17 protein-coding genes are annotated in these 15,878 nt (G+C 67.3%); 12 read left to right on the forward strand and 5 right to left on the reverse strand.

All coding sequences use genetic code 11. The features are described from left to right. Positions 1-9 precede the first annotated feature (9 nt). Complete coding sequence (locus VGN82_RS22555; RefSeq protein ID WP_327529319.1) at positions 10-1,035, reverse strand: AAA family ATPase; 1,026 nt, start codon at positions 1,033-1,035, stop codon at positions 10-12. Positions 1,036-1,222: 187 nt separating this feature from the next. Here VGN82_RS22555 and VGN82_RS22560 point away from each other — a divergent pair, with 187 nt between their 5' ends. The 4 genes from VGN82_RS22560 to VGN82_RS22575 are packed head-to-tail and all read left to right on the forward strand — an operon-like array spanning position 1,223 to position 4,009. Continuing rightward, complete coding sequence (locus VGN82_RS22560) at positions 1,223-1,837, forward strand: DUF1285 domain-containing protein (protein ID WP_414644369.1); 615 nt, start codon at positions 1,223-1,225, stop codon at positions 1,835-1,837. An 8-nt stretch (positions 1,838-1,845) separates the two neighbouring features. Next, complete coding sequence (locus VGN82_RS22565; RefSeq protein WP_327529321.1) at positions 1,846-2,490, forward strand: CoA pyrophosphatase; 645 nt, start codon at positions 1,846-1,848, stop codon at positions 2,488-2,490. Positions 2,491-2,510: 20 nt separating this feature from the next. After that, entirely contained in the window at positions 2,511-2,768 is a 258-nt protein-coding gene (locus VGN82_RS22570) for a DUF6111 family protein (RefSeq protein WP_327529322.1), read from the forward strand. Beyond that, positions 2,765-4,009: a CCA tRNA nucleotidyltransferase gene (locus VGN82_RS22575; protein WP_327529323.1), complete on the forward strand. Its 1,245-nt coding sequence runs from the start codon at positions 2,765-2,767 to the stop codon at positions 4,007-4,009. The genes VGN82_RS22570 and VGN82_RS22575 overlap by 4 nt, the downstream gene beginning before the upstream one ends. A 4-nt stretch (positions 4,010-4,013) precedes the next feature. Here VGN82_RS22575 and hemF read toward each other — a convergent pair whose 3' ends face one another. Both hemF and VGN82_RS22585 read right to left on the reverse strand, forming a co-directional pair. Further along, positions 4,014-4,895: an oxygen-dependent coproporphyrinogen oxidase gene (gene hemF, locus VGN82_RS22580; RefSeq protein WP_414644395.1), complete on the reverse strand. Its 882-nt coding sequence runs from the start codon at positions 4,893-4,895 to the stop codon at positions 4,014-4,016. 41 nt (positions 4,896-4,936) lie between these two features. Further along, complete coding sequence (locus VGN82_RS22585; protein ID WP_327529932.1) at positions 4,937-5,416, reverse strand: tRNA (cytidine(34)-2'-O)-methyltransferase; 480 nt, start codon at positions 5,414-5,416, stop codon at positions 4,937-4,939. Between the two features lie 190 nt (positions 5,417-5,606). Here VGN82_RS22585 and VGN82_RS22590 point away from each other — a divergent pair, with 190 nt between their 5' ends. After that, a complete protein-coding gene (locus VGN82_RS22590) occupies positions 5,607-7,472 on the forward strand; it encodes an ABC transporter ATP-binding protein (protein WP_327529325.1) in 1,866 nt (621 codons plus the stop codon). A 25-nt stretch (positions 7,473-7,497) separates the two neighbouring features. On the opposite strand, the gene VGN82_RS22595 is transcribed toward VGN82_RS22590, so the two are convergent. Together VGN82_RS22595 and VGN82_RS22600 are read right to left on the reverse strand one after the other, a co-directional pair. Further along, positions 7,498-9,123 carry a methyl-accepting chemotaxis protein gene (locus VGN82_RS22595; protein ID WP_327529326.1) on the reverse strand — a complete coding sequence of 542 codons (1,626 nt, stop codon included), beginning with the start codon at positions 9,121-9,123 and terminating at the stop codon, positions 7,498-7,500. After that, on the reverse strand, positions 9,123-9,428 hold the full coding sequence (locus VGN82_RS22600; protein ID WP_327529327.1) for a hypothetical protein: 306 nt from the start codon (positions 9,426-9,428) through the stop codon (positions 9,123-9,125). Before VGN82_RS22600 ends, VGN82_RS22595 begins: the two co-directional genes overlap by 1 nt. A 288-nt stretch (positions 9,429-9,716) precedes the next feature. On the opposite strand from VGN82_RS22600, the gene petA reads away from it, so the two are divergent. From petA to VGN82_RS22635, 7 genes are all read left to right on the forward strand, one after another. Next, the gene (gene petA, locus VGN82_RS22605) at positions 9,717-10,268 is read left to right on the forward strand and encodes a ubiquinol-cytochrome c reductase iron-sulfur subunit (RefSeq protein WP_327529328.1); all 552 of its coding nucleotides are present in this window, start codon (positions 9,717-9,719) and stop codon (positions 10,266-10,268) included. Between the two features lie 53 nt (positions 10,269-10,321). Next, positions 10,322-11,605 (forward strand): cytochrome b, encoded by a 1,284-nt coding sequence (locus VGN82_RS22610; RefSeq protein WP_327529329.1) that lies wholly within the window; start codon positions 10,322-10,324, stop codon positions 11,603-11,605. 9 nt (positions 11,606-11,614) lie between these two features. After that, positions 11,615-12,484, forward strand: coding sequence for a cytochrome c1 (locus tag VGN82_RS22615; protein WP_327529330.1), 870 nt, complete (start codon positions 11,615-11,617; stop codon positions 12,482-12,484). A 141-nt stretch (positions 12,485-12,625) separates the two neighbouring features. Further along, positions 12,626-13,504, forward strand: a complete 879-nt coding sequence (locus tag VGN82_RS22620) for an S-methyl-5'-thioadenosine phosphorylase (protein ID WP_327529331.1) — start codon at positions 12,626-12,628, stop codon at positions 13,502-13,504. A gap of 4 nt (positions 13,505-13,508) precedes the next feature. Continuing rightward, positions 13,509-14,036 (forward strand): adenine phosphoribosyltransferase, encoded by a 528-nt coding sequence (locus VGN82_RS22625; RefSeq protein WP_327529332.1) that lies wholly within the window; start codon positions 13,509-13,511, stop codon positions 14,034-14,036. Positions 14,037-14,102: 66 nt separating this feature from the next. Beyond that, a complete protein-coding gene (gene mtnA / locus VGN82_RS22630) occupies positions 14,103-15,212 on the forward strand; it encodes an S-methyl-5-thioribose-1-phosphate isomerase (RefSeq protein ID WP_327529333.1) in 1,110 nt (369 codons plus the stop codon). Positions 15,213-15,225: 13 nt separating this feature from the next. After that, complete coding sequence (locus VGN82_RS22635) at positions 15,226-15,870, forward strand: class II aldolase/adducin family protein (protein WP_327529334.1); 645 nt, start codon at positions 15,226-15,228, stop codon at positions 15,868-15,870. Positions 15,871-15,878: the final 8 nt, after the last annotated feature.

Genomic DNA, 15,878 nt, shown 5'->3' on the forward strand with positions numbered 1-15,878 from the left:
CTCGGCCCCCTATCCCAGCCGTTCGACGAGCTTGCCGATGATGCCCTCGACGGTCTCGCCATCGGCGCGGGCGGCGAAGGTGAGCGCGACGCGGTGCTTCAGCACGGGGATGGCAAGCGCCACGACATCGTCGACGGAAGGGGCGAGCCGGCCTTCGACCAGCGCGCGGGCGCGGCAGGCCAGCGTCAGCGACTGGCTGGCGCGCGGGCCGGGACCCCAGGCAAGCTTGCCGGTGATCGAGGCATCGCTGCCCTCGCCCGGGCGGGCGGAGCGGACGAGGTCGAGGATGGCATCGACGACGTTCTCGCCGACGGGCAGGCGCCGCACCAGCCGCTGCGTCGACATCAAGGTCTCGGCCGTCATCGCCTGGACCGGCTTGTGTTCGGAGGCGCCGGTGGTTTCCGTCAGGATGCGGCGCTCGGCCTCGCGGTCGGGATAATCGACGTCGATCTCCAGCAGGAAGCGGTCGAGCTGGGCCTCAGGCAGGGGATAGGTGCCTTCCTGCTCGATCGGGTTCTGCGTCGCCAGTACGTGGAAGGGGGCGGGCAGGTCGTAGCGCTCGCCGCCGATCGTGACGTGGTGCTCCTGCATCGCCTGCAGCAGGGCGGACTGGGTGCGCGGGCTCGCGCGGTTGATCTCGTCCGCCATCAGCAGCTGGGCGAAGACCGGGCCCTTGATGAAGCGGAAATGGCGCTTGCCGTCGGCGCTCTCGTCGAGAACTTCTGAGCCCAGGATGTCGGAGGGCATCAGGTCGGGCGTGAACTGGACGCGCCGGGCGCTCAGCCCGAGAACGGTGCCCATGGCTTCGACGAGCTTTGTCTTGGCGAGGCCGGGCACGCCGACCAGCAGGCCGTGGCCGCCGGCCAGCAGTGTGATCAGCGATAGGTCGACGACTTTCTGCTGGCCGAAGATGACCTGGCCGATCTCGGTGCGGGCCGCGCCGATGGCGCCCAGCGCCGCTTCCGCAGCCTCGACGATGCCGGTATCGAGGCTGATCGGCGGGTTGGTCTCCGCCTGACGGACTTGCGCCACCATATCGATCTCCTTCACCCTCGGGTCGCGGCTCGCAGCGTTGGAACCTGTGTCTTGCAACCTTGCAACGGCCTGAGCCGTTCAATGTGGACGGGGCGCCAAGCCGGCTCAAGCGCCGAATGACACGGGTGCACAGAACTCGGCTTCACGATTATGTGGAGTTCAAGGCAGAGGCGGCGATGCAACCAATATGCCGCATGCGGCGCAGACGGGCTTTTCGATGACCGGAACGGGCAATGCGATGGAACGTATGGTCGCAGCGCTGCGGGACGGCGGGACGCGCGGCTTGCCGCCCGTCGAGCGTTGGAATCCCGATTTCTGCGGCCATATCGACATGAGAATCGCTTCCGACGGGACATGGTTCTATCTCGGGACACCGATCGGTCGGCCCGCCTTGGTGAAGCTTTTCTCCTCGGTTCTGAGGCGGGACGGCGACGATTACGTTCTCGTGACCCCGGTCGAAAAACTCGGGATCGTGGTGGAGGACGCACCCTTCCAGGCGGTCGAGATGGCCGTCGAGGGGGAGGGGGCGGAGCGTTCCGTCGCGTTCCGGACGCAGGTCGATGATCTCGTCAGCGTGGGGCCGGAGCATGCGATTCGCTTCGAACGCGAGGCAGGCGACGGGCTCAAGCCCTATGTGCATGTCCGCAGGGGGCTTTGGGCGCGCCTGACCCGCGCGCTGACCTATGACCTGCTGGCGCTGGGCGAGGTCCGTGATGTCGATGGCACGCGGATGTTCGGCGTTGGAGCCGCCGGCCGGTTCTACCCGGCCGTCCCGGCCAGCGAGATCGAAAGCGAGATCTAGAGACCGTGATGCAGGCGCTGAATCTGACGGCCGACGAATTCATTGCCCTGGCGAAGCGGCGGCTGCGGCCGGAGCCGCCTTCCTTCGGCGACGTGATCAGCCGCCCGCGTGGCGACCATGAAATGCAGCCGCAGCCGATCGCGCCTCCCGACGAGAAGGCTGCGGTCCCGGCCGCGGTTCTGATCCCGATCGTGCCGCGCCCGGACGGGCCGACCGTCCTGCTGACGCAGCGCGCAGCAGCGTTGCGCAGCCATTCGGCTCAGGTGGCGTTTCCGGGCGGGCGCGTCGACGCCGTCGACGGCTCGCCGGTCGTCACGGCGCTGCGCGAGACCGAGGAAGAAATCGGCCTGCCGCGCGAGCGCGTCCGAACGCTGGGCTTCCTCGACGCCTATCTCACCGGGACCGGTTATCGCATCGTTCCGGTCGTGGCGCTGGTCGAGCCGCCCTTCTCGCTGGTGCTGAACGCCCATGAGGTGGACGACGCCTTCGAGGCGCCGCTTTCCTTCCTGCTCGATCCGGCCAACCATCGGCGCGAGGGCCGTGAATGGCAGGGCATGTATCGCACCTACTATGCGATGCCGTTCGGGGATCGCTATATCTGGGGAGCAACCGCCGGGATGATCCGCAATCTTTATGAGCGGCTCGCCGGCTGAATCGACTGGACGTCAGGCCCATGCTGCGCGCGATCATCGAAGAGGTCCTGCTCTTCGTCCTGCCCTTCTGCGTGTTCGCGGGGTATCTCATCGTCAACCGCCGCAACCCGCTCGATGTCGAGCATTGGAGCCGGCACGTCTTCTGGCTGGCGATCGTCGGCCTGCTGCTGGCCATCGCGCTCGTCGCTTATGGCGGCTGGACCGCGCCGCAGAGCAAGGGCGCCTATGAGCCGCCGCATATGGAGAACGGCAAGCTGGTCCCCGGCCGCTTCAAATGAGCGCGTCGCAGGCGCGCATTGCCGATTTCCTGGCGAGGCCAGCGCTTGCTTCGGCGCTGGATGCGCTGAACGGGGAGGGTGAGGAGACCCGTGTCGTCGGAGGCGCGGTGCGCGACCTGTTGCTGGGCGAGCCGGTCGGCGATGTCGATCTCGCCACGACCGCCCTGCCGCAGGAGACGATCCGGCGCGGCAAGGCAGCCGGCTTCAAGGCGGTGCCGACAGGGATCGAGCACGGCACGGTGACGCTCGTCCGCGAGGGCACCGGGTTCGAGGTGACGACGCTTCGCGAAGATGTCGAGACCCATGGCCGGCGGGCCACCGTCAAATTCGGGCGCGATTTCGTCGCGGATGCGCTGCGGCGCGATTTCACCGTGAATGCGCTCTCGCTCGGTCGCGATGGCACGATCCATGATCACTGCGGCGGGTTGGCAGACCTCGCCGAGCGGCGCATCCGCTTCATCGGCGACGCGGGGACGCGTATCCGTGAGGATTATCTGCGCATCCTGCGCTTCTTTCGCTTCCATGCCCGCTTCGGGCTTGGCGCTCCCGATGGGGAGGGGCTGACGGCCTGCATTGCCGGGCGCGCCGGGCTCGGCGATCTGTCACGCGAGCGGGTGAGGGCGGAGTTGATGAAGCTGCTCATCGCTCCCGGGGCCGTGGCCGTGATCGAGACGATGGCCGCGTCGGGCCTGCTGATGCCGGTGATCGGTGGCGTGCCTTATCTGTCGCGCTTCGCGGCGGTCGCGTCCGACGGCGACGCGGGCTTGGTCTATCCGGCGTTCCGGCTGGCGGCGCTCACCGTGAGCGTGCGCGAGGATGCGCTGCGGCTGAGGGAGGGGTTGCGGCTGTCGAACGAGGAGTTCGACCGCATCGAGCGGATCGCTGGAGCGCTGGAGCTACTGGCGGGACGCGCGTCGCCTCCGAACATCGCCCTTCTGCGCCACCTCGCCCATCGCATCGGCGATGATGCCGTGGCCGCCGGGCTCGTGCTGCTGGCAGCTCCTGCCGACGAGGCCGGGGCGCGGCGGACGCAGGATCTGATCGCCGCTTTGGGCCGCACACCGCCGTTCCTGCCGAGCGGACGGGACGTCATCGCGCTCGGCGTACCGGCCGGGCCACGCGTCGGGCTCGTGCTGGATGCCGCCAGGCGAGATTGGATCGAGGCCGCTGTTCCGGCGGATCGCGCCGCACAGATGGCTTTCGTCGCGCGCGCGGTCGCCGCACTCCCGGGCGAGCCATAGGCGCCTACGGCCAGCGCACCGTCGGCGGCATCGAGGACAGGATCGAGTCGACATTGCCCCCGGTGCGCAGCCCGAAGATCGTCCCGCGGTCGTGGAGCAGGTTGAACTCGACATAGCGGCCGCGACGGACCTGCTGCTCGTGGCGCTCGGCCTCCGACCAGGGCTTGCTCATATTGGCCCGCAGGATCGGCAGATAGGCCTTCAGGAATGCTTCGCCGACGGCCTGGGTGAAGGCGAGATCGCCCTCCGGGTCGCCGGACCAGACATAATCGTAGAAGATGCCGCCGATGCCGCGCGGCTCGTTGCGGTGCTTCAGGAAAAAATACTCGTCGCACCAGGCCTTGAAGCGCTCGTAGTCGGAGATCGGAGCGCAGCGCTCGCAGGGCTCGCGCATCGCGGCATGGAAGGCGATCGCGTCGGGGTCGTCCTGGCTGCGCCTCGCGTTCAGCACTGGCGTCAGATCGGCGCCGCCGCCGAACCACGGCTTCGTCGTGACGACGAAGCGCGTGTTCATGTGCACGGTCGGCGCATGCGGGTTCCAGGGGTGGGCAATCAGCGAGATGCCGGTGGCATGGAAGCGCGGATCCTCGGCGGCGCCGGGAATTTGGCCAGCGAACTCCGGCATGAAGGTGCCATGCACGGTCGAGACGTGGACGCCGACCTTCTCGAAGACACGCCCGTGCATCATCGACATGACGCCGCCGCCGCCGGGCGCGCCGTCATGGTTGGTCCGCTGCCAGGGCGTGCGCTCGAAGCGACCGGGGACATCGGTCTCAGGCGGGAAAGGGCCAGTCGCCTCGTCCTCGATGGCCTCGAAGGCAGTGCAGATCCGGTCCCGTAGCGTCTCGAACCAAGCCTGAGCGCGCGGCTTCATGGCCGCGACCATGGCAGGATCGGCGGGGGGCGTCTCGACGCGGCTGGGCTGGCTCATGGTTCCGTTCCGTGGCGGGGCGGATAGCCGCCGGTCTGTCTCAGCGCCTCGCCCAATACCATTGCGGCGGCGAGCGCTACATTGAGAGAGCGCAAGCCGGCCTGCATGGGAATATGGACGCTGGCATCGGCCGCCGCATGGACCTCGGGCGCGACACCGGCCGATTCCCGACCGACCATGACGATATCGCCCGGCTGGAAGGCGAAATCGAGATGGCGCGCCGCGCCATCGGTCTCGGCGAGGATCAGGCGATGGCCTGCTGCGCGCCGCCAGCTTTCAAAAGCGGTGAAGGAATCATGGCGCGCGACGGCGGCGCGTTCGAGATAATCCATGCCCGAGCGGCGGAAATGCCGGTCCGAGACGTCGAAGGCAGCGGGCTCGACGATGTCGACCGCGATGCCGAGACAGGCCGCCATCCTGATCATGGTGCCGGCGTTCTGCGGGATGTCGGGCTGGTAGAGGGCGAGACGCAGCATCGGTGTGGTCATTTCGGCTGCTGTCATGGGATGACGGCTGGACATGCGTCAAGACGCTGATCTTCGACGGCCATGCGTCACACGCGCTGGCCTTCGCGGGTGAGGCGCCCCATATCAGGCCGAGTTCGCGTCGCTCGATTTGGTGTCGCGCCCCGTTTTCGTCGCCATGCCGGTCCAGAGGAGGGCGGCCATGTTCACCGCCCTGTTCCGCTGGCTCGAGAGCCGGATCGACGTCTTCGCTCCCTTCAATGAGAGCGAGACTCCGCCGCGCGGCGTCTGGCCCTTCATGTGGCACCACATCAAGGGCGTGAAGGGCTGGATGGCCCTGATCATGCTGACGGGGCTCGGCTTCAGCGGCATAGAGGCGGCGATGTATCTGATGGTCGGCTGGTTCGTCGACCTGCTCACCACCCAATCGCCGGCGACGATCTTCCGCGACCATGGCTGGCTGTTGGCGGGGGCGGCTTTCCTGCTCGTCGTGGTCCGGCCGCTGGTCTATTTCGCCAATCACGCCATCGTCGACCAGGTCGTGGTGCCGCAGATCACCAACCAGATTCGCTGGCGCAACCATGTCTATACGCTCGGCCACGCGCTCGGCTATTTCCAGAACGACTTCGCCGGCCGGCTGTCGGCCCGCGTGATCCAGGCCGGGCAGTCGATCCGCGGCGCCACGATCGAGGTCATCGACGACCTCTGGTACGCGCTGATCTTTGCCTCGGTCGCGATCGGCTTCTTCGGCTCGACGTCGCTCTGGCTGGCGCTCCCCGTTCTCGTCTGGCTCGCGGCCTATGTGACGCTGCTGGTCTATTTCGTACCGCGTGCCAAGAAGCGCTCGGAGGCGAATTCACTCGGCCGATCCTCGACGACGGGGCGGATCGTCGATGCCTACACCAACATCCTGACCGTCAAGCTCTTTGCCCGCGCCGATGCCGAGCGCTCGGCCGTGCGCGACTCGCTGACGCGCTGGAACGCGTCCTTCCTGCATCTGTCGCGGCTGATCACCGGCGTCAGCGTGATCCTGCAGACGATGAACAGCCTGCTCGTCGTGGTGACGGCGTGGCTTTGCCTCTGGCTCTGGAGCCATGGCGAGATGACGCCGGGTGCCATCGCGGCCTCGATCGGCCTGGTGCTGCGGCTGGTCCAGATGTCGAGCTGGCTGATCCATCTCGTGCGCGGCGTCTTCGAAAACCTCGGTTCGGTGCAGGAGAGCATGGAGACGATCGCCCGGCCGCATGACCTGACCGATGCGCCGGACGCCGAGCCGCTCGTGGTCGAACGTGGCGGCATCCGATTCGACGCGGTCCGCTTCAACTACGGCAAGGGCGAGGGGCTGTTCGAGGGGCTCGAGCTCGAGATCAAGCCTGGCGAGAAGATCGGGCTCGTGGGCCCGTCGGGGGCAGGCAAGTCGACGCTGGTGAACCTCCTGCTGCGGCTTTACCCGCTGCAGGGTGGCCGGATCCTGATCGACGGGCAGGACATCGCCCATGTCACGCAGGACAGCTTGCGCGCGCAGATCGGCATGGTGACGCAGGACAATTCGCTGCTGCATCGCTCGATCGGCGACAACATTGCCTATGGCCGGATGGGCTCGACGCAGGCCGAGATCGCCGAGGCGGCGCGCCAGGCTTCGGCGCATGACTTTGTGCAGGGGCTCAGCGATCAGGACGGCCGGCGAGGCTTCGATTCGCGCGTCGGCGAACGGGGCGTGAAGCTCTCCGGCGGCCAGCGCCAGCGCATCGCGATCGCCCGCGTTCTCCTGAAGGACGCGCCGATCCTGATCCTGGACGAGGCGACCTCGGCGCTCGACTCGGAGGTCGAGGCGGCGATCCAGGAACAGCTCACGGCATTGATGCAGGGGAAGACCGTGATCGCGATCGCGCATCGGCTGTCGACCATCGCCGCGCTCGACCGGCTGATCGTGCTCGACAAGGGCCGAATCGTCGATGTCGGCAGCCATGCCGAGCTGGTGGCGCGGGGCGGCCTCTATGCCCGCCTCTGGTCGCGCCAGTCCGGCGGTTTCCTGGCGGAATCGGATCCGGAGAAGCTCTCCGCCTGAGCGCTGGCACAGGCGGAGCTCGAGGTCAGGCGCTCTGTCTGAGCGGGGCCGCGACCGGAGTCGGTCGCACGAGACCCATCTGGTCCGAGGTCCGGAAGCTGGTGACCAGCTTCGTCAAGGTCTCGATCTGGCTGGTTTGCGACATGGCCGAGGCCGAACTCTCCTCGGCCAGGGAGGCGTTCTGCTGGGTCATCTCGTCGAGCTTCGCGACGGTCCGGCTCATCTCCTCGATGCCGCGCGCCTGTTCGACCGAGGCCTCGGACACTTCTGAGACCATGGCGGCAACGCCGTCGGAGGCGCGGACGATATCCTGCAAGGCCTCGCCGGAGGAGCGGACCAGCAGCACGCCCTCGACCACCTGACGGTTCGAGGCGGCGATCAGGGCTTCGATGTCCTTGGCCGCTGCGCCGGAACGCTGCGCCAGCACCCGCACTTCGGCGGCGACGACGGCAAAGCCCTTGCCCGCCTCGCCGGCGCGGGCGGCTTCGACGGCTGCGTTGAGCGCGAGCAGATTGGTCTGGAACGCGATGTCGTCGATGACGCCGGTGATGTCGGAGATCTTCTGCGCCGAGCTTTCGATTTCCGCCATGGCGCGCACCGCCGATCCAACGACCTCGCCACCTTTCTCGGCAATGTCCGTCGCATTGCGGGCCTGCGCGAGGGCTTGCTGGGCGGATTGCGTGGTCAGCTTCACCGAGGCCGCGAGCTGTTCGGCGGTCGAGGCGCTCTCCTGCAGCGAGGCGGCCTGCTGCTCGGTGCGTTGCGACAAGTCGAGAGAGCCGGTGCTGATTTCTTCGCCCGCGCCGCGAATCGCCTTGGCCACGCGCGCGATGCTCTGCATCGTGTCGTTCAGCTTGTCCGACGCGTGATTGAAGTCCGAGCGCAGCTTCTCGTAGTCGGGAGGGAAGGCGGTGGTGATCCGATGGGTCAGGTCGCCGCGCGCGAGGCTGTCGAGACCCTGCGCAAGCCCAGCGACGACGAGCGCGCGTTCGCGATCGATGGCCTCCTGCAACGCTGCGCTCTCCGCCACCGATATCTGTTGCGCATTGCGGGCCCGATCGGCGCGATCGCTCGCCGTCTCGGCCGCCAGCTGTGCGGCTGAAGCTTCGCCGAGTGCCTCGTCTGCCCGCCGGAGCGAATGTTCGGCGGTCGCGAGGGTAGCCCGAATCGTCTGCGCCGCCCAGGCCAGCGTGACGGCCTCGACGACCAGGATCACGGCGTGGACGACGACGCGCCCCAAGGCGCTGTCGCCCGGGAAGACGAGCCCGGGCATGACGACGGCCAGGAGCAGATGATGCACGGCGACGAGCGCCGCCGCTGCGGCGATGACCAGCCAATCGCAATAGATGATCAGCATCGCGAGGGCGGCGAAATAGGCCATGTGGAGGTCGATCTGCCAGGGATGGCCAGCGAGCGCGGCGACGACCAGCGAGACCGCGACCATCAGCGACACGCCGAGCGCGACGCGCGTTCCGGCCTCGCCCCGGTCGAACCAGGCCAGCGCGGTCGCGCAGGCGCCCAGGATGGCGGCGCAGGTACCGATGGTGCCGGGCGCCTTCGCGACCAGCAGGACAGTCGGCACCGCAGCCCAGATCGCGGCGACGATGACGCGGTTTCCGAGCCGCCGGAAGTCAAAAATGGTCTTCGCCATCAGCGTTGAATCCTTGCACACATGGCAGCGCCAGCGGGATCGAGCGAGAAGAGTGCGCCCTGGTCGCTCAGGCGCCGGGCCGCGTCGCCGCCTTCGGCACGAATGATGACGACGAAGGGCAGTGTCCCGGTGGCCAGAACCGCGCCGGCCCGCGCTGCGGCGTCGATGATCTCGCTTTCGCTCCACCAGGGCGGAAACACGCCTGCCGCGAGAGTTGCGTCCAGCGGGCGGGCGGCCAGAACGGGGATCATGACTGTCGACGCGGCCGCGATCGCTGTCGCGGGGAGCCAGGTGGAGAGGCGCATCGTGTCGCGAAACTCGGGCAGAGGACGTACACCGCACAAATCGCGGGAAGTTGGTTAATTTTTCCCTGCCGGCATGGCGTTGCGGCGAAATCGCGCCACTCCTGCGAAAGCGTCAGCGGGCTGTGGCGGGAATGGGGCGCAACAGTAGACTTCGTCCAAACTGCATGCCAAAGAGCGCGGCAGTGACGTGCCGCCGCATTGCGGCCGTTGCGGCGCGCCCCTAAGAGGGGCGCCAGACTGAAATTTCGAGTTGTTCCAAAGCTCGACTGACGCGCAGAGGATTGGATCGTGGCGCACGCGACCGATACGAAATCGACCGAAACCACCCGCCGCGATTTCCTCATGCTGGCGACCGGCGCAGCCGGCGTCGTCAGCCTCGGTGCGGTTGCCGTGCCGCTGGTGATGCAGCTTGCCCCCGACGCGCAGACGGTCGCTGCCGGCGCGCCGATCGACCTCGATCTCTCTCCCATCGCGGAAGGACAGGCGATCAAGCTGTTCTGGCGCGGCAAGCTGATCTTCGTGCGCCACCGCACCAAGAAGGAAATCGACGAGGCCCGCGCGGTCGATGTCGCGACGCTGCCCGATCCGCAGACCGACCAGGCTCGCGTCAAGGACGGCCATGAGCAATTCCTCGTGGTCTATGGCAACTGCACCCATCTCGGCTGCGTGCCGCTCGGCAACTCGCCCGGCGACCCGAAGGGTGACTATGACGGCTGGTTCTGCCCCTGCCACGGCTCGCACTACGATTCGTCCGGCCGCATCCGCAAGGGCCCGGCGCCGCTCAACCTGCCGGTGCCGCCCTACGCGTTCAGCGCCGACACCAAGATCCGGATCGGCTGAGCGATGCGCTCCGCACGTTCCCGCCTGGAAGAGACAGCCCCGAGGCAATCCGCATGAGTGGTCACAGTTCCTACGTCCCGAAGACCGGAATCGAGCGCTGGCTCGATGCGCGCCTGCCGATCATTCGCCTCGCGCATGATTCGGCTGTGTCCTATCCGGTTCCGCGCAACCTGAACTATCTCTGGACCTTCGGCGGCATCCTGATGTTCATGCTGGTCGCGCAGATCGTGACCGGCATCATCTTGGTGATGCACTACACCCCGCATGCGACAATGGCGTTCAATTCCGTCGAGCACATCATGCGCGACGTGAACTATGGCTGGCTGCTGCGCTACCTGCACGCCAACGGCGCCTCGATGTTCTTCGTCGCCGTCTATGTCCATATCTTCCGCGGCCTCTACTACGGCTCCTACAAGGCGCCCCGCGAGGTGCTCTGGATCCTCGGCGTCGTGATCTTCCTGCTGATGATGGCGACCGCCTTCATGGGCTACGTGCTGCCCTGGGGCCAGATGTCGTTCTGGGGTGCGACCGTCATCACCAACCTGTTCTCGGCCCTGCCCGTGGTCGGCGAGACGATCGTGACCTTCCTGTGGGGCGGCTTCTCGGTCGACAATCCGACGCTGAACCGCTTCTTCTCGCTGCACTACCTGCTGCCCTTCATGATCTTCGGCGTGGTCATCCTTCACGTCTGGGCGCTGCACCATGTCGGCCAGAACAACCCGACCGGCGTCGAGGTGAAGAACGTCGCGAAGGACACCGTGCCGTTCACGCCCTATGCGACCATCAAGGACTTGTTCGGGATGGTCTGCTTCATCTTCGTGTTCTCCTATTTCGTGTTCTACCAGCCCAACTTCATGGGCCATGCCGACAACTACATCCCGGCGAACCCCGCCGTGACGCCGGCGCATATCGTTCCGGAGTGGTACTTCCTGCCGTTCTACGCGATCCTGCGCGCCATCCCCGACAAGCTCGGCGGCGTGCTGGCCATGGGCGCGGCGATCGTCGTGCTCGCCTTCCTGCCCTGGATCGACACCTCCAAGGTCAAGTCGATGAGCTACCGTCCGATCGGCCGCCAGCTCTTCTGGGCGTTCCTCGTCGTCTGCATCGGGCTCGGCTGGCTCGGCGCGATGCCGGCCGAGGGCGGCTATGTCGTGGCCTCGCGGATCTTCACGGCGCTGTATTTCGGTTTCTTCGTGGCGCTCTTCGTCGTCGGCCTGTTCGAACGGCCCAAGGCGCTGCCGAACTCGATCGCCGATTCCGTGCTCGGTTCGCTCGAGGGCGCCTCGGGCAGCCGGATGGCCCTCGCAACCGCTGCCGAACCCAACGCCAAGGGCTGAGACGAAACCATGAGCAAGATTTCGCTCCGCTCGGCCGCCTTCGGCCTCCTGCTTGCGGCCCTGCCGCTGACGGCTCAGGCCGCCGGCGACCGCGTCATCCCGCCCTCGCTGAGCTGGTCCTTCTCCGGGCCGTTCGGCAAGTTCGACCGGGCCCAGCTCCAGCGCGGCTACAAGGTGTTCAAGGAGGTCTGCGCGAGCTGCCATGCGGCTTCGCTGCTGCGCTTCCGCAACCTGTCGCAGCCCGGCGGGCCCGAGTTCTCGGCCGGCCAGGTCACGGCCCTGGCCGCGACCTTCCAGATCAAGGACGGCCCGAACGACTCGGGCGAGATGTTCGAGCGGCCCGGCCGCCCGGCAGACGCCTTCCCGTCGCCGTTCCCGAACGAGCAGGCGGCGCGCGCCGCCAATGGCGGGGCCTATCCGGTCGATCTCTCGGTCATCGCCAAGGCGCGGACCTATGAGCGAGGCTTCCCGCGCTTCGTCATCGACATCTTCTCGCAGTATCAGGAGCAGGGGCCGGACTACATTGCGGCGCTGCTGGCGGGCTACAAGGATCCGCCGCCGGAGGGCGTCACCCTGCTGCCGGGCCAGTACTACAACACCTATATGCCCGGCCATCTGATCGCGATGCCGAAACCGCTGAGCGACGGGCAGGTCGAGTACCCGAAGGGTGCCGACGGCCAGCCGCAGGTGCCGGAGACGGTGGCGCAGTACGCCAAGGACGTCACGGCGTTCCTTGTCTGGGCGGCCGAGCCGCATCTCGAGCAGCGCAAGCGCATCGGCCTGCAGGTGATGCTCTTCCTGATGATCTTCGCCGGGCTGCTCTACTATACGAAGAAGAAGGTCTGGTCGCGCATGCCCGATGGTTCGGCCGTGCACTGACCGCACAAAGTATCCAGAGAGGGGCCCCGGAGACGGGGCCCTTTTCGTTTGAGGTGCCCTGTTGCGTTCGCCGCCGCGACCGTTTGATAAGACCTTCACAGAAGCCTGCTTTGCGTCGCGCATTTGACTGGAGAATCACGCATGAGCGAAGCCGTTCTCGGGATCATCGGCGGGTCGGGCATCTACGATCTGCCGGGGCTGACGGACCTGCGCGAGGAGCGTATCGAGAGCCCATGGGGCGAGCCGTCCGACGTGCTGCGGATCGGCCGGATCGGGACGACCAAGATCGTCTTCCTGCCGCGCCACGGCCGGGGACATGCGATCCCGCCTTCGGAGATCAACTACCGCGCCAATATCGACGTGATGAAGCGAGTGGGCGTGACTGATCTCGTCTCGCTCTCGGCCTGTGGCTCCTACAAGGCGGAGCTCTATCCCGGCCTGTTCGTGCTGGTGGACCAGTTCGTCGACCGCACCAGCGGCCGGCCGAGCTCCTTCTTCGGCAAGGGCTGCGTCGCGCATGTCTCGCTCGCCCAGCCGGTCGGTCCGGCGTTGCGGGCGCGCATCGCCGACGCCGCCACGGCCGAGGGGCTGGCCTTCGTCCAGGGCGGTACATTGGTGACGATGGAGGGGCCGCAATTCTCAACCTATGCGGAATCGATGACCTACAAGGGGCTGGGCTACGACCTGATCGGCATGACCGCGATGCCCGAGGCCAAGCTCGCTCGCGAGGCCGAGATCACCTATGCGACGGTGGCGATGGTGACGGATTTCGACTGCTGGCATGAGGAGCACGGGCCTGTCGACGTCGCAGCCGTGGTCAAGGTGCTGCACGAGAACGCCGACAAGGCGAAACGGCTGGTCGCTCGGCTGGCCGCCGATTTCCCGGCAGAGCGCGTGCCCTGTCCGGCCGGCTCCCACAACGCGCTCGACAATGCCATGATCACCGCGCCCGATTTCCGTGATCCCACGCTGCTCGCCAAGCTCGACGCCGTGGCGGGACGCATCCTGAAGGCGGCCTGACGAGATGAAACTCGCCGACACCATCCGCTCGATCCCGGACTATCCCAAGCCCGGCATCGTCTTCCGCGACATCACCACGCTGCTCGGCGATGCGCGCGCCTTCCGTCGTGCCGTGGACGAATTGGTGCAGCCCTTCGCGGGGCTGAAGATCGCCAAGATCGCCGGTATCGAGGCGCGCGGCTTCATTCTCGGCGGAGCGGTGGCGCATCAGCTCTCGGCCGGGTTCGTGCCCGTGCGCAAGAAGGGCAAGCTGCCGCGCGAGACGGTGAGCGTGACCTATGAGCTGGAATACGGCACAGACGAGATCGAGGTTCACAAGGATGCCGTGACGCCCGGCGAGCGCGTGCTGCTGGTCGATGATCTGGTCGCGACCGGCGGCACGGCGGAAGGAGCGGTGAACCTACTGACCCGGCTGGGCGCCGAGGTGGTGGCCGCCTGCTTCATCGTCGACCTGCCCGATCTCGGCGGCGCCGACCGGATCAGGCGCCTCGGCGTTCCCGTCCGCACGCTGGTCTCATTCCCCGGGCATTGAGCCTTATGGGGTCATTGCTCATTGCGAGCGCAGCGAAGCAATGACGGCAAAGGAGGCGGCAGGCGCATGAAAATCCACGGTCAGGCCTATCGCACGATCTGGCTGGCACAGGATGGCTGGCGCGTCAGCGTCATCGACCAGACCCGGCTGCCTTTCCGTTTCGAGACCGTGACGTTGTCCTCCTGCGAGGCGGCTGCCGAAGCGATCCGCAGCATGGTCGTGCGCGGTTCGCCGCTGATCGGAGCGACGGCGGCCTATGGCACGGCGCTGGCGATGCGGGTCGACGCGTCCGACGCCGCGCTGGATGGGGCGCTCGGCCTGCTGGGAGCGACGCGGCCGACGGCGGTCAACCTGCACTGGGCTCTAGACCGGATGCGGGCGGCGCTCGCGTCGCTGGCACCCGGCGAGCGCGTCGAGGCCGCCTATGCGGAAGCCGCCGCGATCTGCGACGAGGATGTCGCGCTGTGCAGGGCCATCGGCGAGCATGGGCTCGAGGTCATCCGCGCGGTCGCGGCAGAGCGCCCGGCGGGCAAGGCCCTCAACATCCTCACGCATTGCAATGCGGGCTGGCTCGCCACTGTCGATTGGGGTACCGCGCTGGCGCCGATCTATCTCGCCCATGACGCGGGCATTCCCGTCCATGTCTGGGTCGACGAAACCCGGCCGCGCAATCAAGGCGCTGCATTGACCGCCTATGAGCTCGGCGCGCATGGGGTGCCGCATACCGTGATCGCGGACAATGCCGGCGGGCATCTGATGCAGCAGGGCCAGATCGACATGGTGATCGTCGGCACGGATCGGACGACCGCGACGGGCGATGTCGCCAACAAGATCGGCACTTATCTCAAGGCTCTGGCGGCGCATGACAACGGCGTGCCCTTCTATGTCGCGCTGCCGTCGCCGACGATCGACTGGAGCCTGTCTGACGGCTTGCGGGACATCCCGATCGAGGAGCGTTCCGCGCGCGAGGTCACGCATCTGACCGGGGTGAGCGAGGATGGCGAGGTGCGGGCCTTCCGTGTCGTCGCTCCCGGCAGCAATGCAGCAAATCCGGCCTTCGACGTGACGCCGGCGCGGCTGGTCACCGGGCTGATCACCGAGCGCGGCGTCGCTGCGGCGAGCGCGGAGGGGCTGGCCCGGCTGTTCCCCGAACGGGGAAGCGGGGCGGCGGGTTGAACGAGGCAGGACGATGAAGGCGAATGAACTCGGGGCCGGGATCGTGGCGGTCGCGCAGGCGATCGACAAGGCGGGCTTCTGTCCCTCGAAATCGGGCAATGTGTCGGCGCGGACGGAAGCCGGCTTCCTGATCACGCCATCGGGCCTGCCCTATGCGCAGACGACGCCCGAGGATCTGATCGAGCTCTCGCTGGGCGGGACAGTGGTATCAGGCAGCCGCAAGCCGTCCTCGGAATGGCCCTTCCATGCCGCGATCTACCGGGCGCGGCCGGAGGCCCAGGCGATCGTCCACACGCATTCGCCGCGCGCGACGGCGCTGTCCTCAACGCGGCGCGGGATTCCAGCTTTCCACTACATGATCGCGCTCTGCGGCGGCGCCGATGTGCGCTGCGCGGACTATGCGACCTTCGGCACGCCGGAACTGGCCGAGAACGCGGTCAGGGCGCTGGAGGGGCGCAAGGCGGTGCTGCTCGCGAACCATGGCGTGATCGCGCTCGGTGGCTCGCTCGCGGGGGCGCACCAGATCGTGGCCGAGGTGGAGAACCTTGCCGGGCAGTATCTCGACATCCTCGCCTCGGGGCTGGAACCCGTCATCCTCGACGAGGAGGAGATGGCGCGGGTCGCCGCAAAATTCGCGGGCTACGGCAAGGTCGGCTGAGGCGACGA

It is taken from the genome of Allobosea sp., from assembly GCF_035999205.1.
Lineage (GTDB): Bacteria > Pseudomonadota > Alphaproteobacteria > Rhizobiales > Beijerinckiaceae > Allobosea.